The sequence below is a fragment of the uncultured Stenotrophomonas sp. genome, from assembly GCF_963519125.1.
Taxonomy (GTDB): Bacteria; Pseudomonadota; Gammaproteobacteria; order Xanthomonadales; family Xanthomonadaceae; genus Stenotrophomonas.
Genome location: NZ_CAUQLJ010000025.1, coordinates 21,274 through 43,613, shown reverse-complemented (window position 1 = coordinate 43,613; position 22,340 = coordinate 21,274). Strand labels below are relative to the sequence as shown.

The window sequence follows — 22,340 nt, the reverse complement described above, 5'->3', positions numbered from 1 at the left end:
AACCGAGGATCGGTGAGCGCGGGTGAGCGCTGTGTCACGGGCCGGGGTCTGCCGTATGACCGGTTCACATTGAATGGGGACTCAGGGCAAGGCGTCCAGATAGAACCAGCGCCCGTCCAGACGCTCGAAGCGGCTGTGTTCCTGCATTTTGACCGCACTTCCGCCGCCGATGCGGTACCGCGCGGTGAAGCGCACCTGGGCATGGTCGGGGTCGCTCTGGGTGTGCTCGTGGACGGTCAGCCCCAACCAGCGGGTGCGCTGCCCGGCGGGCTCCTCCAGCGAAAGGCTTTCCGGACGGGTGTCAGGATGCCAGCTGGCCAGCAGGTAATCGGGCAGCTGCTTCACGTACGCGCTGTAGCGCGACCGCATCAACGCCTCGGCATCGGGCGCGGCCTCACCGGCATGGAAACGGCCGCAGCAGGCGGCGTAGGGGTGCGGACGGCCGCAGAGACAGGGATCGGCAGGGGTCATGCGGGCATTGTCGCCCGAGCGGGCGTATGCTGGCGCGCTTTCCGCCGTGATGTGCTGCCGTGTTCGAGCTGGTACCCCCTGAGCTGTTGTGGTTGGTGGCGATCGCCTTCATTGCCGGTCTGGTCGATGCCGCCGTGGGCGGGGGCGGACTGGTGCAGTTGCCGGGGCTTTTCACGGTGCTGCCGCAGCAGGCCCCGGCGATGCTGTTTGGTACCAACAAGTTCAGTTCGATGTTCGGCACCGCCGCCGCAGCGTTCCGCTACGCGCGCAACGTGCGCTTCCCGTGGCGGCCGGTGCTGTTCGCGGCCGGCACGGCGTTTGTGTTCTCCTTCGCCGGCGCCACCGCGGTCAGCCTGCTGCCCAAGGACGCGGTGCGCCCGCTGGTGCTGGTGCTGCTGATCGCGATGCTGGGCTACACGCTGTGGAAGAAGGACTTCGGCGCGCTGCACCGGCCGCGTGAGATCGGCCGCAGGGAACTCACCATCGCGCTGGCGATCGGCGCGGTGATCGGCTTCTACGACGGCTTCTTCGGTCCCGGCACCGGCAGCTTCCTGATCTTCCTGTTCGTGCGCTTCTTCGGGCTGGACTTCCTGCGCGCCTCGGCCGCCTCGAAGGTGGTCAACCTGGCCACCAACGTGGCCGCGATCTCGTTCTTCGTGCCCACCGGCAACATCCTGTGGCTGTTCGCGCTGCCGATGGCCGCGGCCAACATCACCGGTTCGGTGGTTGGCACGCGGTTGGCGCTGCGCGGCGGCACGCCGTTCATCCGCAAACTGTTCGTCGGCCTGGTCGTGGTGCTGATCGCACGGATGGGCTGGGATACGTTCGCAGGCTAGCGGTCAGGCCTCGGCTTCTTCGGCCTGGCGGGTCCGCTCCGGCAGCTTGAGCCGCTTGCCCTCTTCGTCGTACTCGATCAGCAGCACGCCGGAGTCGTGGCGTCCGCTGATCTCGACGAAGCAGGCGCCGCCGATGAACGGTTCCAGCGTCATCACCGACTTCAGCGGGGTGGCGACCACCATCTGGAAGCCGAAGTTGTCGAAGATGTTCATCGCCAGCGCGGTGAACTCGTTGTCGGCCTTGTCGAAGGCTTCGTCGAGCACCACCGCCGCGTAGCTGGGCAGCTGGCTGTCGGCGCCACCCAACTGGTAGCGCAGCGCCGCGGCCAGGCAGGTGGTGGCCAGCTTCTGCCGCTGACCGCCGGACTTGCCGGCGCCGCTGCGGTAGATCTCGACCTGCTGGCGGGTGGCTGCATCCAGTTCGACACCGATGAATTCGACATGCAGGCGCACGTCCAGCACGTTTTCGCGCCAGCGCTTGTCCTCGCCTTCCTGCGAGCCCAGTCGCTTGACCAGCTCACGCAGCACCGCGAACTGCGACTCGGCGACCTCGCGTTCTTCGGTCTGGTGGTGCGAGAGGACTTCGCGCAGCTGCTGGTGGAACTCCAGCACTTCGGGCAGGCGACGGTCGCTGAGCTCGATGGTCAGCAGGGTGCCACGGTTGAACGGCACCTGCTCCAGCGAGGCGTTGACCTCGTCCAGGCGCTGGCCGATCGACTTGCGCGCTTCGGCACTGTGCCGCTGCAGGGCCAGCAGGTTGTTTTTGCTCTGGTTCTGCAGCAGGTCGAAGAAACGTTCTTCGTGCTGCGGCAGCCCGTCGCGCTCGAGCCGCTGCAGGCGGGCGAGGAAGTCGTCGGCCGATGCCACCGACGCGGTGAAGTCGCCGGACTCCTCCGGCCAGGCCTGGGCGAAGCGACGGAAACAGGCCACCAGCTGGGTCTCGACGCCGTGCACCTCGTGCTGCGAAGAGGCCAGGCTTTCGTTGATGCCCTTGCTGATCTCGCGCATGTGCGCTTCCAGCGTCTCCAGGCTGAGCGTGCCATAGGCGTCCAGGCGCTTCTGCAGCCCGGCCTCCTGGGTCGCGCCCAGCGCCGGCAGCACCAGGGCACGGCTGTGCTGGCGGCGCGATTCAAGCTTGTCGCGTTCGCGGGTGAGCTCGCGCAGTTCCAGCCGGGTGTCTTCGTAGGTGCGGCGCGCCTGGTCGATGTCGGCGCGGCCGCGGTCGATCTGCGCGGCCAGGCGGGCCAGGTCGGCATTGCCTTCCTTCAGGTCGCGCAGGGCCGATTCGATGTCTTCAACGCGCTGCAGCGCGGTGGCAACGTCCACCTCTTCCCAGCCGACGTTCACCAGCTGGTTGCAGGCCAGGCGACGGTCGTTGTCCAGATCACGCTGGCCGCGCAGGCGCGCGACGTCCTGGTCGCAGTCGGCGATGCGCTGGGCCAGTTCCTGCGCTTCCCGGCGGAACAGCGCGAGTTTTTCCGCATTGTTGAACCCCAGCAGCCAACGGCGACGGTCGCCGATGGCGTTGCGGTCGTCCTTTTCGAAGCGGTCGCCGGGATGCTTGACCTGCCCTTCGCGGGAGATGCCACGTTCGACATCGCGCAGCTGCTTTGCATCCACGCATTCGTAGTCGTAGCGTTTGCCCAGCTCGCGACGCAGCCACGGCTCGAACACGCTGTCGCGCAGTTCCAGCTTGTGCAGCAGCGAGCGCGCGGACGGCTGGCGTGCGATGGCGTCGTCATTGCGGCGCACGCGGTAGTAGGTGAGGCGCATGCCGAGGTGGCTGCGGTTCACCCACGCGTTGACCTCGTTGTAGTGCTTGTCTTCGACCAGCAGCGACTGCGCGAAACCGAACAGCACGCGCTCGATCGCACCCTGCCACGCCGCGTCGTCCTGGCCCACCTGGATCAGTTCGCCCACGAACGGCAGCGCCGCTTCGGGTACGCCGGTCTCTTCGGAAATGCGGCTGCGCAGCTTCTGCAGCGGCGCCGGGATGCTGGAGGGGTTGCGCTCCATCGCTTCCATTTCGCTGCGGACCTCGGCGAAACGACGGGTATCGTCCTGCTTGCCGGCCTGGCGTTCGGTGATGGCGTCGTCCAGCGCAGCAGCCGCCTGCTGGCGGTTGTCGAGCTCGGCCTGGGCGCGCCCGATCAGGTGCGCGAAGCCATGGGCGTCGTCGGGCAGCACTTCCTGCAGCCGTTCGGCGGCCTTGCCGATCTGGGCACGCTTGGCCTGGCGGCGCTCGTGTTCGGACTGGGCACGGCCCTGCTCGCGTTCCAGCTCCTCGATGCGCTCACCGCCCTGCTGGCGCCGCTGCAGCTCCAGCTCGGCAAGATGCTCCTCGTGGTTGGCCAAGGCCTGGCGGCGCTGGGTCTCTTCGCCCAGCAGCCCGCGGTGGCGGACGTCGATTTCCTGCAATCGCGTTTCCAGCAGCTTCTGCAGGCGCGATTCGCGGAAGCTGTCTAGGCCGAGCTTCAGGGTCTCTTCGTCGGCGCGACGCAGGTTCATCGCCTTCAATTCGGCATGCAGCGCACGCGCCGGCAGCAGCGTTTCGACCTGGCGACGGGCGGTGACCACCGAGGAGTGCGCACCGTCCAGCTCGGCGAAGTCGCTGACCAGCCGTTCGGAGGCATCGAAGGTCTTCGGCGTGTCCAGCATGAAGTCGCGCAGGAAGACGTTGAGGTCGCCCAGGTTCTTGGCCGACTGCGTCTTGTGCAGCAGGCGCAGCGCCATTTCATTGTCGATGCCGAGCAGGTGGCGGAAACGCTCCGCGTAGCCGGTGAAGCTGTCGAAGTGGTGCACGTCGCCCAGGCGCTGCTTGAGCTTGCGCAGGTCCAGGTCGAAGCCGCCGAGGTCCTTGGCGATGTCGAACGGCCGCTCGGCGATCAGGTAGTGCTTGCGCACGTCGGCGGCAGCCGCACCGTTGCCGGCGATCCAGAACAGGCGCACCAGGCTGACCACGCGGCCGTCGCCGGCGCGGTACTCCAGCACCAGCGCGGTCCAGGTCGCGCCCTTGCGCAGGTACTGCGTGGCGATTTCGCCGGTGCCCCGGTCCTGCTGGTCGGCCCAGGCGCCACGCACGTAGGACACGAGGTTGCGGTCGCGACCACTGCGTTCGGCTTCGCGCGCGGCAGCATTGAAATCGACGATCGACGGCGGTACCAGCATGGCCGACATGGCATCGAGCAGGGTCGACTTGCCCGAGCCGGAACGGCCGACGAACAGGAAGCCGCGCTCGGCGATGGGCACCTCGGTCAGGCCGTTGAACGTGCCCCAGTTGTGCACCTGCAAGCGGCGCATGCGGAACTGCGCCAGCCGCGGATCCGGCAGACCTTCGGTGAACAGGGCGGGCGTGTGCTTGGAGATGGCCATGCGTAGTCGGTCGTTCCGTTCAGGCGTTGGACGCCGGGGTGTCGCGCAGCTGTCGGTACACCGACGACAGCGCAGACACATCCTCGGCGGAGAACAGCAGCTTCAATGCCGGCGAGACTTCATGCCGGTCTTCCTGGCCTGCCAGGCGGGTCAGGATGTGGTTCTCTTTCATTTTCTGCACCGCCGCCGAGACACGGCGGTTGAAGCCGGCGCGGTCGGTGGACAGGTTCTTTTCGTAGATGGCCAGCGCTTCGGCCATCTCGGTGTCGGCCACAACCGCGCGGTTGCCGCGCGCATCGGCTTCGGCCAGCTGCTGGCGCAGGTACAGCAGCAGCACCGAGTCGATGAAGGTCAACGGCGAACTGCGCAGCAGCACCGGCGCTTCGATGTCTTCGGTGTCGGCCTGGCGGGTGAAGGCCACGCCACTGTCGCGGTCCAGTACCAGTTCGAGGAACAGGTCGGACAGCGCCGAGCGGATCGCCGGCTCGTTGCGGATCAGCGCCGGCCACAGCTTGGCGTGGCGCAGCTGGTCGATGCTGGGACCGATCAGCAGCTGGCACAGCGCGCGTCGCCCATCCAGCGGCAGGCGACCGGTGTCGCCCATGTAGAACACGTCGCTGTTGCGCTTGGGCAGCGGGGTCACCACCACCGGTTCTGCGTCGTACTCGTCGCCTGCGCCGTCTACCGGTGCAGCGCCGTTGGATTCTTCATGCCAGTTCATGGCGTTTCTCCTGGGTGAACCACACCAGCGGGATGCGGGCGCGTCGCCATTGCCCGTCATTGCCGCGCCAGTGGGCAAGTTCCTGTTCGCCGTCGACGATGACGCCGTGGCGGGTGCCCAGCGACAGGTAACCGATGACGCTGCCCAGGCCCTGCGGCGCGTCGCGCTGCGAGAGCGCCTGGGCGATGCTCAGTTTCGGCTGGACGGCCAGCAGCTCATGCAGGTCGCGGCGCAGGGTGCGGAAGTCGATTTCCGATGACGCCACCAGGTCGCCGACGCTTTCGAGGCTGATGCTGGCGGCGTCGTTGCGCTGCACGCTGCCGTCGACATGGGCGCTGCGCGGGTCGTGCAGCTTCCACTGCGACCACGAGCGCAGGCGGCTGGTGGTCAGCTGCAGGTCGCGGCCGATCGGTCGCTGCGCGGTGAAATCATCGCGCAGGGCCAGTGCTTCGGACTGCGCCTGCTTGAGCAGCTGGTTGAGTCGGCGCTGTTCCAGGTAACCCCGGCTCTGCACGAAGCCGCGCAGGCTGCGCGCGAAGTGCTGGAGTACGTCGTGGACCTGGCCGCCGCGGTCGAGCATGGTGCCGGTGAAGCCGCGCAGGAAGGCGCGCTCATTCCGGTCCAGCTTGCGTGCGAAGCCGCGCGCCAGCACGGTTTCCAGCGCAGCGTCGAGCTGCGCGCTCTGTTCGGCGTCATTGAGCAGTCGCCAGAACGCCTGGAAGCTGCGTCCCGCGTCGCTGTCGCCGATCACGTCCACGCCTTCGAACAGGCGCGAGAGCACGTCGCCGCGCTCGCTCTCGTCGTCGATGATGCGTTCGCGGAACTCGCGGTTGAGACGCTCGAAGTCGTCGCGGACGCGGCGGAAGTCTTCGGTGAGGTCGTCGGCCAGGCCGATGATCTGGCGGGCCCGTTCCAGCGCGCGCTTGCCGTCCAGGGTGGTGACCCGGCCGGCGCCGACCCGTGCGATTTCGGCGTCGATGCGGTCGCGCTCGTCGCGCAGCGCCGACAACCGGGCATCCGGATCGGATTCGGTCTGGGCGGCCAGCTGCGAGAGCTGTTCGATCACCAACGCCAACCGGCTTTCGGTGGCGGCAACACGGCTCTGCTCCAGGCTGTCGGCGAAGCGGATCGCCTGCAGTGCCTGGGTGGAGAGCTCGTACTGCTCCTGGTCGGCACCGTCGGGCAGGCGCCGCTCCAGCCAGCCCTGCGCCAGCCAATGGGCGACGTAGGCCTGGGCAGTGCGCGGCAGCTCACGCGAGAGTTCTTCGCCGTTGAGCTGGTCCAGCGCCCGCTGCAGGCGTTCGTGCAGGACGGCCGAAGCCAGGGTGCGCTCGCCGTCCATCAGCAGGCTCTGCAGCAGGCCGATGATTTCCGGGGCATTGGCAGCGGCCAGCAGCTTCCACTGGGGCTGTTCGCGCAGGGTGCGGTAGCGTGTAATCCGTTCGCGGTGCTTCATGTAGTGGGGGCGATCAGCGCTTGCCGCCCACTTCGATGAAACGCAGGAATTCGGCGCGGGTACGCGCGTCCTCGCGGAAGCTGCCGAGCATCTTGGAGGTGACCATGCTCACGCCGCGCTTGTGGATGCCGCGGGTGGTCATGCACTCGTGCGCGCCTTCCACCACCACGCCCACGCCGATCGGCTGCAGCACGTCCTGGATGCACTGCGCGATCTGGGCGGTCATCTTTTCCTGGACCTGGAAGCGGCGCGCATAGGCTTCGACCACGCGGGCCAGCTTGCTGATGCCCACCACCTTGCCGGCCGGCAGGTAGCCGACGTGCACGCGGCCGATGATCGGCGCCATGTGGTGTTCGCAGTGGCTTTCGTACTCGATGTCGCGCAGCACGATCAGTTCGTCGTAGCCGGCCACTTCCTCGAAGGTGCGCTCCATGTAGGCGCGCGGGTCGTCGCGGTAGCCACTGAACCAGTCGCCGTACGCTTCAGCCACGCGCCGCGGGGTGTCCAGCAGGCCTTCACGGGTGGGGTCTTCACCGGCCCAGCGCAGCAGGGTGCGCACGGCCGATTCGGCTTCGGCCTGGGTTACGGGGGTCGCGTCGTTGTCTTTCTGGCTCATGGCATACAGCACCCTAAGGGGGCGAGCATCGTACCCGACAGAGCCCTTGGCCGTCCCCCGCCCCGTTGGGCTGGGGTTGGGCCAGGGGTATTGATAGGATCGTAATTAGTAGTATCCTATCTATCTGCCATGAAACGCTCACTCGACGAACGCACCCAGCTGCAGATGCAGCTCAGCTCCGGCCTGCTCCACTCAGGGCGGCAATGGCAGCGCCTGGCCGACCAGGCGCTGGGCAGCTATGGCATTTCCGCCGCCTGCACCATGCCGCTGCTGATGATCGGCCGCGCCGGCGGTGGTATCCGCCAGGTCACCCTGGCCCAGCAGCTCGGCATGGAGGGCCCTTCGCTGGTGCGCCTGCTCGACAAGCTGTCGGCCAGCGACCTGGTCCGCCGCGAGAGCGACGCCAGCGACCGCCGCGCCAACCTGCTGTGGCTGACCGACAAGGGCGAGGCCCTGGTCAGCGAACTGGAGCAGCAGCTGATCGGCCTGCGCCAGGACGTGTTCGGCGAGCTGAGCACCGAGGAACTGCGCACCGTGCTGAAGCTGTGGAAGCTGCTGGCCGATGCGTCCGACCGCGTGACGTAAGCCCCTGCCCTGCCGTGTTTCCCGGTGTCGCCTGGCGACGCCGTGGCGTTCCCCTTTCCGCTCCCCTGCGAAGTTCCTGCCCCGATGTACGGTGAATTCAGTCTCTACGGTGTGTTCGTCCCGACCCTGCTCGGGCTGATGCTGCTGGCGTACCTGCTCAAGAGCGGGCTGCGCCTGGTCCTGCAGCGCACCGGCGCCTACCGCCACATCTGGCACCCCGCCCTGTTCAACCTGGCCGTATACGTGATCGTGCTCGGCGGGTTGTTTTCCCTGATGCGTTGGATGCAATCGTGAACAAGATCCTCAAGCACACCGTCCCGGTCGTCCTGACCGGGGTTGCCGTCATTGCCGCCCTGCTGGTGCTCCGTCATCTGTGGTCGTACTACATGGACGAGCCGTGGACCCGCGACGCGCACGTGAGCGCCGACGTGGTGCAGGTCGCACCGGACGTGTCCGGTCTGGTCGAGGCAGTCAACGTGGCCGACAACCAGCCGGTGACGCGTGGCCAGGTGCTGTTCGTGGTCGACCGCGCGCGCTACCAGATCGCGCTGGAGCAGGCCCAGGCAACACTGGGCGAACGCAACGCGACGTTGCAGCAGCTCCGCCGCGAGATCGCACGCGACCGCAGCCTGCAGGATCTGGTGGCCGCCGAAGATGCCGAAGTGCGCCGCGCCAAGCTGCAGGCTGCACAGGCCGCCGCCGCCACCGCGCAGGCCGCGGTGGACCTCGCCAAGCTCAACCTGGCCCGTACCGAAGTGCGCAGCCCCAGCGACGGCCACGTCAACGACCGCACCGTGCGTGCCGGCGACTACGTCACCGCCGGCCATCCGGTCATGGCGGTGCTGGACACCGGTTCGTTCCGGGTCGACGGCTACTTCGAGGAAACCCGCCTGCGCGGCGTGCACGCCGGGCAGAAGGTCGACATCCGCCTGATGGGCGAGGCGCAGCCGCTGCAGGGCCACGTGCAGAGTATTGCCGCCGGTATCGAGGACCGCTACCGCAGCGAGGGCTCGAGCCTGCTGCCGAACGTGACCCCGGCGTTCGACTGGGTGCGGCTGGCGCAGCGCATCCCGGTGCGTATCCATATCGACAATGTGCCCGACGGCGTGAACCTGATCGCCGGGCGCACCGCCACCGTCACCATCGAGCCGGACACCGCTCCAGCCGCGCCGACGCAGCCGGCACGGGCCGCACTGTGAACCGCCCGGCCCTGCACCGCATCGGTTTCGCGCTGGCCCTGACCAGCCTGGCCGCGTGCCGCACGGTCGGCCCCGATTACGCCGTGCCGACCGATGCGGCTTTCCAGCGCACGGAGGCCAACGCCGCCTTCATCGATACCGGCAACGTCCAGGTGGCGCCGGGTGCCGAACTGCCGCCACGCTGGTGGGAGCTGTACCAGGACGCGACCCTCAACGGGCTGGTCGAGCAGGCGCTGCGCGACAACGTGGAGCTCAAGGTCGCCGACGCCAACCTGCGCCGTGCCGCGGCCGTGTACGAACAGGCGCTGGATGCCGGCGGCTTCGAGTACGAGGCCGAAGCGGGCGTCAGTCGCGCGCAGCTGTCGGCCGAGTCGTTCCTGCTTGAACACGAGCTGCCGCCGATCAACCTGGCCGATGGCAAGTTCGCGGTGTCCTACCAGTTCGACCTGTTCGGCAAGCTCAAGCGCGCCTCCGAAGCAGCGCGGGCCGACGAGCAGGCCACCGCAGCGGCGATGGACCTGGCCCGGGTTTCGCTGGTGGCCCAGGTGGCCGGCAGCTACGTGGAGATCTGCCACGCCAACCACGAACTGCACGTGGCCGAGCATTCGCTGCAGCTGCAGCAGCGCAGCCGCACCGTTACCGAGCGCCTGATCGCCGCGGGCCGCGGCACGCCGCCGGAGCTGGCCCGCGCCAATGCCCAGGTGGCACTGCTGGAAGCTGCACTGCCGCCACTGCGCGCGCAGCGCTCGGCGGCCGCCTATTCGCTGGCCGCGTTGCTGGGCCAGACCCCGGGCCAGCTGCCGGCCGGCGTGATCGACTGCGCGCACGCGCCCAGCCTGGCGCAGCCGCTTCCGGTCGGTGATGGCCGTGCGCTGCTGCAGCGTCGCCCCGACATCCGCCAGGCCGAACGCAAGCTGGCCTCGGCCACCGCGCGCATTGGCGTGGCCACCGCCGAGCTGTATCCGGACATCCGTCTGGGTGCCTCGGTCGGCGCCGCCGGCCTGCTGGAAGACTTCGGCACGCCGATGACCCAGCAGTGGTCGATCGGCCCGCTGATCTCGTGGACGTTGCCGTCGTCGGGCACGCACGCGCGCATCCACGCCGCCGAAGCCGGTGCCGACGCCGCCTTGGCCGAGTTCGACCACACCGTGCTGCAGGCGCTGCGCGAGACCCAGACTGCGCTGGACCGCTATGCGCAGGACCTGCGCCGCCTGCAGTCGCTGAGCACCGCACAGGAGCAGGCCGCGCTGGCCGCCGAACAGAACCGCCGGCTGTACCAGGGTGGCCGTACGCCGTACCTGTCCAGCCTGGATGCCGATCGCAGCCTGGCCACCAGCGATGCCACCCTGGCCGCTGCCGAAGCCCAGGTCTCACGCGACCAGATCCATCTGTTCCTGGTGCTGGGTGGCGGCTGGCAAGCCAGCACCGCTGCGGCCGGCACCCCGACCGCAGCGAAGTAAGCCATGAACGCGCTGACCGACCGCCAGGCCTGGCTGTTCTCGATCAAGACCTACCTGGCCGCGGTGGCCGCGCTGTACATCGCCATGGCCGGCAACCTGTCGCGCCCGTACTGGGCGATGGGCACGGTGTACATCGTCAGCCAGCCGCTGCTGGGCCCTACCCGTGCCAAGGGCGTGTACCGCATCGTCGGCACCCTGGTGGCCGGCCTGGCCACCCTGCTGGTGCTGCCAGCGCTGGTGGAAACGCCGCTGGTGCTGAGCGCGGCGATGTCGATCTGGCTGGCCGGCTGCCTGTTCATGGCCCTGCTCAACCGCGGGCCGCGCGGCTACGCGTTCCTGCTGGCCGGCTACACCACCGCCTTCATCGGCTTCCCGGCAGTGACCTCGCCGGACACCATCTTCGACACGGTGGTGGCACGCAGCGAAGAGATCATCCTGGGCACGGTGGTGGCGGTGCTGTTCGCCTCGCTGTTCTTCCCGAGCTCGGCGCGACCGATGCTGCGTGCGCGGATCGGCAGCTGGATGGGCGATGCGGCGCAGTGGTGCCGGCAGATTCTGCTGCGCGGCCAGGCGCACGGCCCGCGCAACCGGCTGGCTGCCGACCTGGTGCAGTTCGAGGCGCTGATCGAGTTCATGCGCCGCGATGATCCGCGCCATGCCGGTTCGGCGGTGTCGATGGAGCGCCTGCGCGAGCGCATGCTGCTGATGCTGCCGGTGCTGTCGTCGATTGCCGACCGGCTGGGTGCGCTGCGCGCAGGCGGCCGCGCGCTGCCGCCCGGACTGGAGCCGCTGGTGCAGGACATCGCGCACTGGCTGGAACAACCGGGCCGCGCGAGCGGCGCCGAACATGACGCGCTGCGCGCGCGCATCCTGGCGCTGAAGCCAGCGGTGGACGGCGAGCTGGACCACCTGTTGCTGGTGACCCTGCTGCTGCGCCTGGAGGAGCTGGTGGACCTCTGGCAGGACTGCGCGACCCTGCAGGACGCCATCGAACACGGCAGCGCCCCGCGCGACACCGCCCACTACCGGGTGCGCGCCCAGCGCATTGGCGATGCGCGCCACGTGGATTACGGCATGGCGCTGTTCTCGGCCGCCAGCGCCGGCGTGGCGCTGATGACGTACTGCGCGCTGTGGATCGGGCTGGGCTGGGAGGGCGGTGGCAACGGCGCGATGATGGCAGCGGTGGCGGCCGCGTTCTTCGCCGCGCAGGACGACCCCGCGCCGAGCATGCTGCAGTTCCTGCTGTGGGCGATCGTGGCCAGTGGCGTGGCGGCGGTGTACCTGTTCGGGGTGTTCCCGGCGGTGCACGACTTCGGCAGCCTGGCCCTGGTGCTGGCGGTGATCTTCCTGCCGCTGGGCCTGCTGCTGCACCGGCCCAAGACCGCGCTGATCGGGCTGCCGCTGACGGTGAACCTTGTGGCGCTGCTGAATGTGCAGAACACCTACAACGCCAACATCCAGAGCTTCATCAACTCCTCGGTGGCGATGTTCATCGGGATTGGTTTCGCGGTGGTGATGACCCGGGTGTTCCGCTCGGTCGGCGCCGAATGGACCGCGCGCCGCCTGGTCCGCCAGGGCTGGACCACCCTGGCCGAGGCCGCCGAGGGCCGAGGGCAGCAGGACCGCCAGCAGTTCGCCGCGCGCATGCTGGACCTGCTGGGCCTGCTCGCCCCGCGCCTGGCCGCCACCCCCGAGGGCAGCGACATCGCCTCGGTGGACATGCTGACCGAGGCGCGCATCGGCCTGAACATCCTGCAGCTGCGCCGCGCCCGGCACGGGTTGCCGGCCGCCAGCATGCAGGCCATCGAGACCATTCTGGACGACGTGGCCGCGCACTACCGGGCCCAAGTGGCCCAGCGCCGGCCGCTCTCGGCCCCGCCGGCGTTGCAGGCCCGGCTGGAGGCATCGCTGCAGCGGGTGCAGACCGTGGACCCCGGCAAGGCCCGCGACGAGGCCCTGATGGGCGTGCTGGGCCTGCGCTATGCGCTGTTCCCCGAGCAGCCGGCGGTCACACAGGGCGGAGTATCCTGACGCCCTGCATTCCTGCATGGCACAAGGTGAGACTTCGATGAGTTATGACGTGATGGTGTTCGACCCGGCGGTAGCGCCGCGCGAAGTCGAAGCGTTCCTGCAGTGGTACGACGCCCAGACCGAATGGAACGAGAAGCACGAGTACGACGATGCGGCGGTGTCGGTGGCGGCGCTGCAGGCGTTCTTCGCCGAGCTCGCCGAAGACTTCCCGCCGATGGACGGTCCGCTGTCGGATGACGAAGATGACCGCCCGCAGGTGACCGATTACAGCATCGGCACCCACGTCATCTACGCATCGTTCGACGACGAAGTGGCCGAAGACGCGCATGGTCAGGTGCAGATCCTGGCCAACAAGCACCAGGTGGGCTTCTTCGACGTCAGCGGCGACGGTGCGATCGTGTATCCCGACGGCACCGTGCTGATTCCGGGTGAAGTGGAAGAAGGCGAATAACTTTGCGTTGTAGAGCCGGGCTCTGCCGCGCCCCGGTCGCAATGACGCGCCAGACTGAAGAACGCGTCGCCACGCGTCATTGCAATGAATGACCGACGCACAGCCGAGCAGAGCTCGGCTCTACCCGAACAGCTCTCCCTGAGCCGGTGCTTCCGCACCCGCCCCCAGCCGCAGCGCCAGCCCGGACAACCGGCTGGCGTGCCGCGCCAGCGCTTCCTGCACCACCTCCGCACTGCCCAGCACATGCAACGCCTGGCGTGCCCGGGTCATGCCGGTGTACACCAGCTCGCGCGACAGCACCCGGTTGTCGCGCCGCGGCAGCTGCAACCACACCTCGTCGAATTCCGAGCCCTGCGCCTTGTGCACGGTCATCGCGAACGCGCTTTCGTGCGCGGGCAGCGCGGCCGGGTGGAACGCACGCGGGTGCTCCGGGCTGTCGCCGGGGAACCACGCCAGTACCGCACCCTCGCTGCTGCGCAGGCACAGGCCGATGTCGCCGTTGAACAGGCGGTGGCGGTAGCTGTTCTCGGTGATCAGCAGCAGCCGGCCGTGGAAGTAGCGCGGCCCGCCGCCCGGGCGCGCGCTGCCGGCCAGCGCCGCTTCGATGCGTTCGTTGAGGCCGCGGGCGCCCTGCGGGCCTTCGCGCAGCGCGGTGAGCAGGCGCAGCTGGCCGGCCTGGGCCAGCGCCTGCGCCGGGTCCGCCGCCTCGCCCAGCCCGCGCCAGTGCGCCAGCAGGGTCTGCCGATGCTGCTGCAGCGGATCCACCTGGTCTTCGTGGAAGTGCACGCCGGCCAGCTGGCCGTGGCGCAGCAGCTGCAGCGCACTGACGCTGTCGCCCTCGCGCACCGCACGCGCCAGCGGCGCCAGGTCGAGCGCGTCGCTCTGCCGGTAGCCACGCTGCAACTGCACCCGACGCCCCGCGAACGGTAGCGGAGCGGCCTGCGGCTGCAGCGCGGCCGCGGCCAACAGCGGACGCAGCGCATCGGCATCGTCGGCCTGCGTGCCGAGTCCATCGCCACTGGCCTGCAGCACCGCACTGAGCACGTCGCCGGCTTCCACCGACGGCAGCTGGTCCGGGTCGCCCAGCAGGATCAGCCGGGTGCCGCTGGCCACCGCTTCAACCAGCTTGGTCATCAACGGCAGGTCGATCATCGAGGCTTCGTCCACCACCACTACATCGAACGGCAACGGGTTGTCGGCGTGGTGGCGGAAGCGCGGCGAATCGGGAATCACGCCCAGCAGGCGATGCAGGGTGGCACCGGTGGTCGGCAGGGCTTCGGCCAGTTCAGCGGCCACCCCGACCAGGCGCAGGCGCTGCAGGGCCAGGCGCAGGCTTTCGGCCATGCGCTCAGCCGCGCGCCCGGTGGGGGCCGCCAGCGCGACCCGGGGCAGCGCTGCATCGGCCTGCTGCGCCTGCGCGGCCAGCAGCACCAGCAGCCGCGCAATCGTGGTGGTCTTGCCGGTGCCGGGCCCGCCGGTCACCAGCACCAGCGGGTGGCGCAGCGCCACTGCAGCGGCGCGTGCCTGGTGGTCGATACCCTGCAGCGCCTGCGGGAACAGCTGTGCGAACAGCGGCGCCAGCGCGGCCGGGTCGTGCGCGGGCAGCGGCTGGCTGGCGATGCGCTGCAGGCCCAGCGCCAGCCGCCGTTCGTATTCGCGGTAACGGCGCAGGTACAGCAGCCCGTGTTCGAGCACCAGCGGTGCATCGGCGGCGGCGTGGTCGTCGCGGTCCGGCGAATCCACCCAGGGCGATGCACGCAGCTGCGCCATCCAGTCGCCGGGCAGCGGCCAGTCCAGTTCGGCATCCACCAGCCGCCGGGGCTGCTGCGGGTCCAGCGCGGCGTGGCCCTGCGCCACTGCCAGCGAGGCCAGCGCGGCCGCGGCCAGCACCGCGTCGGGCGTGTCCGGCTGCAACCGTTGCAGGCTCTTGGCCAGCGCGTGGTCCAGGGTGCGCAACGTGCCCTGCTTCTTCAGCGCTTCGAGCAGGCTCATGCCTCACCCCGCGCGCGTGCGACCAGGCTTGCGTGGGCGTCGGCACCGCCTGCGAACAGCGCGTCCATCGCCTCGACCAGTGCGGGGTCGAAGCGCTGCGCATGCACGCCCGGCGCGTCGGCACGGCCGGCCTCGAGCCCACGGCAGAACAGGTAGCGGATGCCGCCCATGTCGCGCGCCAGGTCATAACCGGTGCCGAGCCGGAAGCGCAGCCAGCGGTGCAGGGCCACGGTGTAGATCAGCGCCTGCAGGTCGTACTCGCTGTGCTGCATGGCCTCGGCCAGGCGCGCGGCGTCGTAGCCCGGGAGCCGGTTGGATTTGTAGTCGAGCACGTACCAGCGTCCATCGCGCACGTAGGTGAGGTCGATCTTGCCGGTCATCAGCCCTTCCAGCTGGCGCCGTGTGCCGAAGCTGCGCCGGTCGCGCACCAGCCCGTGCCGGTGCAGCAGCTGCAGCAGCGCCGGCACGGCGGTGGCCTGCATCGCGAAGTGGAACTCGATCTCGGCGCGACGGTCCGGCTCCGGCACGCTGCACAGCGCACCGCCTTCGGGCAGTTGCACGGTCAGGGTCTGCCCGACCAGCGGCACCAGCACCGCCACGCCATCGTCCAGGTCGGCGTCGGCGTAGCCTTCGGCGCGCAGCGACTCGCGCAGCACCTCGGCCTGTTCCGGCGGTGCGGCATCGCCCGCGCGCCAGTCGGACCAGCGCGCGAAGTCGGTGTTCTCCAGCGCGTCGTGCAGCACGTTGCCGAAGCGACTGCCCATGAAGCGCGGGTCGATCTCCGGCTGCGGTTCGCTGGGCGCCAGCGGTTCGACTTCCAGCGGCAGCTCGCCGCCGGCCGGTTCGTCGGCGGCCGGGGCCGGCGCTTCAGTGGCCATCGCGTCGGTGTCGTGACCGGCGTCGGCATTGGCCAACTGGGTGAAGCTGTACACCCACCAGTCGTGCGGCACGCGCCGGGTGACCGCGCGCACCGGTGGCAGTTCGCCTTCGCGTTCCACCGGCAGCTGCGCAGGGCGCGACTCCAGCGGGCCATCGATCACCTGGATGTCCGGGTGCGCGCGCAACGCGTCGAGGTCGGACAGCATTGGCGCCAGCCGGGTCTTCGCCAGCCCGGCCAGATCGCCTGCAGCGATCCACAGCGCGTGCTCGGCGCGGGTCAGGCCCACGTACAGCAGGCGGGCATCCTCGGCCTCCTGCTCCTGCGCAGCGCGCGCACTGGCTGCGTTCCACGCCTCGTCGCGCTCCAGCTTCCAGTGCAGCTCGCGGCGGCCGTCGGCATACACGGTGCAGTTCGCGTCGGTGCTGGCACCGCCGCTGCCGATGCCGATGAACGGCAGGAACACCAGCGGGTACTCCAGGCCCTTGCTCTTGTGCAGGGTGATGATCTGCACCCGGCGCGCATCCGATTCCAATCGCAGCAGCTGCTGTTCGTCGTCCTGGTCGGCGTGCGCCATCTGCACCTGCAGCCAGTCCAGCAGGCCGTGCATGCCCAGTGCCTGCCCGGCCGCCTGCTGCAGCAGCTCGCCCAGTTGCAGGTAGTTGGTGAGGCGGCGTTCGCCATCGAGCAGGCCAAGCAGGCGCTCGGCATGTTCGGCGCACAGGTCGGCGATGACCGCGAACGGTCCGCCGCGCAACCAGCGTTCGCGCCACAGCAGCAGCCGGGTCTGGAATGCCCGCTGCGGGTCGCCGTCGCGCTCCATCGCATCGATCGTGGCGGCGTTCTCCCCGAGCAGCACGGTCGAGAGCGCCGCACGCAGGCGGCCCTCATCGGCCGGCTGCAGCAGCGCCAGCAGCAGTACGCGCAGTTCACGCGCCTCAGCGGTTGCGTACAGGCTCTGCTTGCCGGCGGCGACCGCCGGAATGCCGACCGCGCTCAAGGCCTGCTGGATCCGGGTGGCTTCATGGTGGCGGCGCACCAGCACCGCGATATCGCCCGGCTGCACCGGCCGGCCGCGCAGCAGCGCGCGGCCCTGCCGCCCCTCCAGCAGCAGCTGGTGGATTGCCGCCACGCAGGCGTCGGTGGCCTGCTGGCGCGACGGGTCGGCCTTGAGGTCGGCACCGTCGTCGCTGCGCAGCAGGCGCAGGGTCAGGCCCGGCGCGGGCTGGTCGTCGCGCAGGAAGTCGTCGTCGCTGCGGGTGCTGCCGGGCAGCACCGGTTCGAAGGCGATGTCCGCTTCCAGGAATGCACGTTCGCCAGCCACGTCGTACAGCGCCTGCAGCGCGCGCAGGACGCCGGGACGTGAGCGGAAGTTGCGGTTCAACGCCGGCGCGGCCACGGCCTCGCGCTTGGCCTTGAGGTAAGTGTGGATGTCGCCGCCGCGGAAACCGTAGATGGCCTGTTTGGGGTCGCCGATCAGGAACAGCGCTGGGTCCAGGCCTGCTTCGCGGGTTTCCGGCGAGTCGCCGAACACGCGCTGGAAGATGCCCCACTGGCGGTCGTCGGTGTCCTGGAACTCGTCCACCAGCGCGATCGCGTACTGCGCGCGCAGCTGTTGTACCAGCGCGGCGCGGTGCGGGCCTTCCAGCGCGGCGGCCACGCCGTCGATCAGGTCGTCGTAGGTCTGCACCCGGCCCACCCGCTTCAGTTCGTCCAGGCGTTCGCGCGCCTGGCCACGCAGGTCGTGCAGCAGCAGCAGCGCCTGCTGGCGCAGCCACTGGTCGTAGCTGTCGGCGGTGTGCCACCAGGTCTGCAGCGCATCGAACAACGGCGAGGCCGGGCACAGGCCCTGCTGGTCGTCTTTGCAGAAGCCGAGCAGCGCCACCGGCAGCAGCTTGCCCAGGTGCAGCTTGTCGCTGCGTGGCCAGCTGCGCGAGGCGCGGCCTGCGAACAGTTCTGCGAATGCCTTGTCGAAGCTGGGCCGACGTGCGCGCCGGCCGTCGAAGATCTTGCGCTCGAACGCGTTGGCGATGCTGGCCTGCGCGTCCTCGGCGTGGCTTTCGATCGCCCCGGCCAACGCCTCGGCAGCGGCCTGCAATGCTGCACTGGGGTCGTCCAGGCGCTGTGCGGGGACGGGTGGCAGCAGCGGCAGCGGCTTGATCAGCGCCGACAGGTCACGTGCCAGCGCGTCCGGGCCCGACCACAGCCGGGTGAGTGCATCGACCCGCGCGGGGTCGTTGGCATGCACGCGCCACAGGTCGGCGCCGAGCTGGTCGTGCAGCTCGCGTTCGCTGGGCAGCAGCGTGGGCGGGTCGAAGGTGTGGCCGCTCTCCAGCGCGTGTTCGCGCAGCACGCGGGTGCAGAAGCCGTGGATGGTGAAGATCGAAGCCAGGTCGATCTCGTCGGCCGCGGTCTGCAGGCGCTGCGCCAGCGCTGCCGGGGTTTCGCGGCCGCGCGCCAGTTCGCGCTGCAGCAGGTAGCGGGTGAGCTGCGCGTCGGGCGCTTCGTCGTCCGACGGCGCGCGCGCCAGCAGCTGCGCGGCCAGCGCCAGGCGTTCGCGGATGCGCTTGCGCAGTTCCTGGGTGGCGGCGTCGGTGAAGGTCACCGCCAGGATCTGGCCGATGCGGTAGCCCTGCTCCACCACCAGCCGGGTGAACAGCGTGGCCAGGGTGAAGGTCTTGCCGGTGCCGGCGCTGGCTTCGATCAGGCGCACGCCATCCAGCGGCAGGGACAGGTACGGATCATCCTGCAGCTGCAGATCGCTCATGCCGGCGCTCCTTCGTCGGTGAAGCCCTGGAACACCCGGCCCTCGCGCACGGCGCAGAACACCCGGAAACTGGTCTGCAGCAGCAGCTGGTAGCTGTCCGGGTCTGCGAACGGATCGCGCCCGCGCAGGGCCAGCTGCAGGGCGTCGCCACTGGCCTCGCCCCAGCGCCGGTCGCCGCCATGCCACTGCGCCCAGGCCTCGCCTTCGCGCTTGGCGGCCGGGGTGCGGTACAGCGTCCACGCCGTGTAGGGGCCGTACAGCAGCGGACCGCACAGTCCTTCAGCGCGCAGCTGCAGCAGGGTCTGCAACGCCGCCTTCGCGGTCGCGGCCGGCAGGGCCGGCAGCACATGCGGCCCCACCCCGTCGTCGCCGCCATCGTGGAATTCGACCAGCGGCAGCGCGTCACCCGCGGCGTTGGCCAGCAGCCAGTCCAGCCCGTGGCGGATTGCCGCCGGGCCGTTCAGGCCAGCGGCGCGCAGGCGCACGATGCCCTGCGGGTGGATGTCGTCGACCCGGCCGTGCAAGCGTACGCCATCGATTTCCACGTCGTAACGGCGGCTGTCGGCCGTGCTGTCGCCGCGCCACTGCGCCAGCGCCAACGCGTACGGACGGGTCTGATCCTGCAGCGCCTGGAACTGACGCTCACCCAGCGCACCGGATGGCAGCAGCGCGCGCGCGCGCAGCCGGGCATACAGCGGCGTGTCATCGCCGGCCAGGGTGGCCTCGATCACCGCGTGCTGCAGCAGGCGCTGCTCCAGGCCGCGACCGGCCAACACCAGCGGTTCCAGATCCTCGGCGGTGCCGAGCTCTTCCGGCAGGCGCAGGCCCAGCCGCTGCGACAGGAACTGTCCGGCCGGGTCGGTCAGGAAGCGGCGCAGCGCGTCCAGCGATAGTTCCGGCGCGACCTCGTCCGACAGCGGCGCAAGCGGTTGCTGGAACCACGCCGGCGGCGCACGCCGCACGCTGCCCAGTGAGCCCGCGGCAGGGTGCCACTGCTGGCGGTAGCTGAAACGGCGCGGCTCGTCGCCGCCGCCGAATGCGGCCGGCGAGAACGGCTGGAGCGAATGGCGCACGGTGAACTGCTTCACTGCAGCCGGAGGGTCCTGGTGGTACTCGGCGGCGGCGTCGATCAGTTCGCTGACCAGCACCGAGGGCTCACGCACGCTGCCGTCGCGCGGGTCGGCGCCGAGGTAGCTCAGGTAGAACACGTCCTGCGCCGAGGCGAACAACTGCAGGAACAGGAAGCGATCGTCCTCGCGCAACGAGCGGTCGCCGTGCCGGCGCCGGTCGGTGCCCAGTTCGGCGGTGAGCTGGTTGAGTCCGGCCGCCGGGTCGCGGCGCGGGAAGTCGCCGTCGTTGAGGCCGAGCACGCAGATCACCCGGAACGGCAGCAGCCGCATCGGCACCATCCGCCCGAAGCTGATGCCGCCGGTGAGCAGCGGCGCGCGGGTGTCGGCCTCGCCGAGCACGCCAGCGAAATGCGCACGCACCACTTCCGGCGGGACCGGGGCATCGAAGCCGGCTCGTTCGGCCTCGCGGGCGAATTCGTTGATCAGCTTGCGCAGCCGCTCCAGCGCGCGCTGGCTGCTGGCCGCTTCCGGGGTCCCGGGCAGCAGTGCGTCGAGCAGGGCCAGCAGGCGCTGGCGCCACTGCGTCGGTGGCAGGGCGTTGCCCAGCGCGCGCTGGTAGCGGGCCAGCACCCGCATCAGCCCGAGCAGGCGATCCAGTGCGTCCAGCGCGCTGCCTTCCAGCTCCGGCCACGGTGCCACCCCGGCAATGTCGCCGTCGCTGCCGCTGGCATGGCCGAGCAGCAGGCGGTCCAGCGCGAACTGCCAGGTGTAGGCATCGTCATCCGGCGCCTGGTGCTGCGCGCGGTGGCCGGCATTCAGGCCCCAGCGCGCGCCGGCGGCCTGCAGCCAGTCGTGCAGGCGATCGAACGCGGCCGCGTCCAGGCCGGCGGCCTCGGCCAGCGGCGCACTGGCGAGCAGGTCCAGTACCTCGTTGAGGCCAAAGCGCGACACCGGCAGGTTCAGCAGGTGCACGAACACGTCGGCCAGCGGTTCGCCGGTGAGCGGGCTGGTGTCGGCCAGTGCATAGGGAATGTGGTCCTCGCCGCCGCTGCGGCCGCCGAACACTGCTTCCAGGTACGGCACATACGGATCGATGTCCGGCGCCAGCACCGCGATGTCGCGCGCCTGCAGCGGCGGGTCGAAGCGCGGGTCCTGCAGCAAAGCGCGCAGCTGGTCGTGCAGCACCTGCAGTTCGCGCAGCCGGGTGTGGCAGGCATGCACCTGCAGGCTCGGGTCGTTACGCAGAAGGTGCGGACGCAGCGCACCTTCCGGCCTGGCACGGCGATGGAACAGGTCGCGCTGCAGCCGGTGCAGCAGGCTGTCGGCCAGGCCGCCGTGGGCCATGTCCGCGCGGGTGTCGTCCTCAGGGTCGTCGTAGGCGGCAATCTCACCGGACGGGTGGACCACCTCGTAGCTGCCCAGCACCGCCATGAAGTCGCGTCCGGCCGCACCCCAGGCCTGCAGCAGGCGGTTTTCGTCTGCGCCGCTGCCGAACGGGTCGACCGCGCCGCTGCGCAGGCGACCGCCCAGGGTCTGCAGGTCGCCCCAGTACGAACGGGTGGGGGTGGGCATGTAGAAGTGCAGCGTGCCCACCCGCGCCTGGGTGGCAACCACCCGCAGCACGTCCGGCGACACGTTCAGGGTGGCAAAGGCGAACAACCGTGGCGGCAGCCCGGCCGGCAATGGCCGCCCAGCGCCTTCGAACTGCTCCAGGTACGCGTGGATGCGGCGGGCCCGGTACTGGTGCCCCGTGCCGATGCGCCGCCACAGGATCGCCTGCGGGTCGTGCGGGTCGGCACCAGCCTCCCACCGCAGCAGCCAGTCGCGGCGCCAGGCCTGGTACTTCTCGAACACCGCCGCCAGCTCCCCGGCCAGCGCCCACGGCTTGAGCGGGTCCGGCTGGGACAGGTAGGCCTGCAGTGCGCGCAGCGGCGGCTGCGCCATCAGTTCCCGGTCGGTCAGCGCGGCATAGACCTTCCAATGCAGCGCGGCGGCGGTGAGATCGTCATGTTCGCCGGGCACATTGGCATTCAGCGCCCGCGCCACGAACTCGCCCGGGGTCAGGAACGACAGGTTGGCGGCAATGCCATACTCGGCCGCCAGGGTGGACTGCAGCCAGCGCCGCATCGCCACCTGGGGAATCAGTACCACGTCCGGTTCGAGGATCGACTGCCCGGCCACCGGCTCGCGCAGCGTCCTGGCCAGCAGCGCGGCCAGCACATCAAGCGAATTGGAGTGGTACAGGCGGAAGTCTGAAGCGGGGTCGGTCATCGCGGCAGTGTGCCGCAGCGCGGCGCCGATCTCGACCTTCTTTGATACCGACGAGCCTGGTTGACGCCCGCAGCCTCCTTTTCGGCGCTGCGGTACGCACTGTTGCAGGCTCCATCCCCCGTTCGGGCGGGGCGCGGGGGACGGGCATGCGACAATACTGCACGG

The 22,340-nt window shown here is 69.9% G+C and carries 15 protein-coding genes; 7 read left to right on the top strand and 8 right to left on the bottom strand.

Features of this window, described 5'->3' with window-relative positions:
* Positions 1 to 81: 81 nt before the first annotated feature.
* A complete protein-coding gene (locus RYM47_RS17100; protein WP_315389469.1) occupies positions 82 to 471 on the bottom strand; it encodes a YchJ family metal-binding protein in 390 nt (129 codons plus the stop codon).
* 59 nt (positions 472 to 530) lie between these two features.
* Between RYM47_RS17100 and RYM47_RS17095 the strand changes: the two genes are divergently transcribed.
* Positions 531 to 1,307 carry a TSUP family transporter gene (locus tag RYM47_RS17095; RefSeq protein ID WP_315389468.1) on the top strand — a complete coding sequence of 259 codons (777 nt, stop codon included), beginning with the start codon at positions 531 to 533 and terminating at the stop codon, positions 1,305 to 1,307.
* Positions 1,308 to 1,310: 3 nt separating this feature from the next.
* On the opposite strand, the gene RYM47_RS17090 is transcribed toward RYM47_RS17095, so the two are convergent.
* From RYM47_RS17090 to folE, 4 genes are read right to left on the bottom strand one after another with little or no spacing between them, the layout of a single operon-like run.
* Complete coding sequence (locus tag RYM47_RS17090) at positions 1,311 to 4,679, bottom strand: SbcC/MukB-like Walker B domain-containing protein (RefSeq protein ID WP_315389467.1); 3,369 nt, start codon at positions 4,677 to 4,679, stop codon at positions 1,311 to 1,313.
* Positions 4,680 to 4,698: 19 nt separating this feature from the next.
* Positions 4,699 to 5,400 (bottom strand): DUF4194 domain-containing protein, encoded by a 702-nt coding sequence (locus RYM47_RS17085; protein WP_315389465.1) that lies wholly within the window; start codon positions 5,398 to 5,400, stop codon positions 4,699 to 4,701.
* Positions 5,387 to 6,856, bottom strand: a complete 1,470-nt coding sequence (locus RYM47_RS17080; protein ID WP_315389464.1) for a DUF3375 domain-containing protein — start codon at positions 6,854 to 6,856, stop codon at positions 5,387 to 5,389. The genes RYM47_RS17085 and RYM47_RS17080 overlap by 14 nt, the downstream gene beginning before the upstream one ends.
* 13 nt (positions 6,857 to 6,869) lie before the next feature.
* Positions 6,870 to 7,472 carry a GTP cyclohydrolase I FolE gene (gene folE / locus RYM47_RS17075; protein WP_102947124.1) on the bottom strand — a complete coding sequence of 201 codons (603 nt, stop codon included), beginning with the start codon at positions 7,470 to 7,472 and terminating at the stop codon, positions 6,870 to 6,872.
* A gap of 129 nt (positions 7,473 to 7,601) precedes the next feature.
* On the opposite strand from folE, the gene RYM47_RS17070 reads away from it, so the two are divergent.
* The 6 genes from RYM47_RS17070 (at position 7,602) to RYM47_RS17045 (ending at position 13,198) form a co-directional block, all read left to right on the top strand.
* Positions 7,602 to 8,057, top strand: a complete 456-nt coding sequence (locus RYM47_RS17070) for a MarR family transcriptional regulator (protein ID WP_102947082.1) — start codon at positions 7,602 to 7,604, stop codon at positions 8,055 to 8,057.
* A gap of 84 nt (positions 8,058 to 8,141) precedes the next feature.
* Positions 8,142 to 8,351, top strand: coding sequence for a DUF1656 domain-containing protein (locus RYM47_RS17065; protein ID WP_017354740.1), 210 nt, complete (start codon positions 8,142 to 8,144; stop codon positions 8,349 to 8,351).
* Positions 8,348 to 9,256, top strand: coding sequence for an HlyD family secretion protein (locus RYM47_RS17060; protein ID WP_315389459.1), 909 nt, complete (start codon positions 8,348 to 8,350; stop codon positions 9,254 to 9,256). The genes RYM47_RS17065 and RYM47_RS17060 overlap by 4 nt, the downstream gene beginning before the upstream one ends.
* Positions 9,253 to 10,716, top strand: a complete 1,464-nt coding sequence (locus tag RYM47_RS17055) for an efflux transporter outer membrane subunit (protein ID WP_315389458.1) — start codon at positions 9,253 to 9,255, stop codon at positions 10,714 to 10,716. Before RYM47_RS17060 ends, RYM47_RS17055 begins: the two co-directional genes overlap by 4 nt.
* 3 nt (positions 10,717 to 10,719) lie before the next feature.
* A complete protein-coding gene (locus RYM47_RS17050; protein WP_315389457.1) occupies positions 10,720 to 12,747 on the top strand; it encodes an FUSC family protein in 2,028 nt (675 codons plus the stop codon).
* A gap of 37 nt (positions 12,748 to 12,784) precedes the next feature.
* Entirely contained in the window at positions 12,785 to 13,198 is a 414-nt protein-coding gene (locus tag RYM47_RS17045; protein ID WP_315389456.1) for a hypothetical protein, read from the top strand.
* 120 nt (positions 13,199 to 13,318) lie between these two features.
* Here the strand turns inward: RYM47_RS17045 and recD are convergent, their stop codons facing one another.
* The 3 genes from recD to recC are packed head-to-tail and all read right to left on the bottom strand — an operon-like array spanning position 13,319 to position 22,175.
* Entirely contained in the window at positions 13,319 to 15,190 is a 1,872-nt protein-coding gene (gene recD, locus RYM47_RS17040) for an exodeoxyribonuclease V subunit alpha (RefSeq protein ID WP_315389453.1), read from the bottom strand.
* Complete coding sequence (gene recB, locus RYM47_RS17035; protein ID WP_315389452.1) at positions 15,187 to 18,834, bottom strand: exodeoxyribonuclease V subunit beta; 3,648 nt, start codon at positions 18,832 to 18,834, stop codon at positions 15,187 to 15,189. The genes recD and recB overlap by 4 nt, the downstream gene beginning before the upstream one ends.
* Positions 18,831 to 22,175: an exodeoxyribonuclease V subunit gamma gene (gene recC / locus RYM47_RS17030; protein ID WP_315389451.1), complete on the bottom strand. Its 3,345-nt coding sequence runs from the start codon at positions 22,173 to 22,175 to the stop codon at positions 18,831 to 18,833. Before recC ends, recB begins: the two co-directional genes overlap by 4 nt.
* Positions 22,176 to 22,340 lie beyond the last annotated feature (165 nt).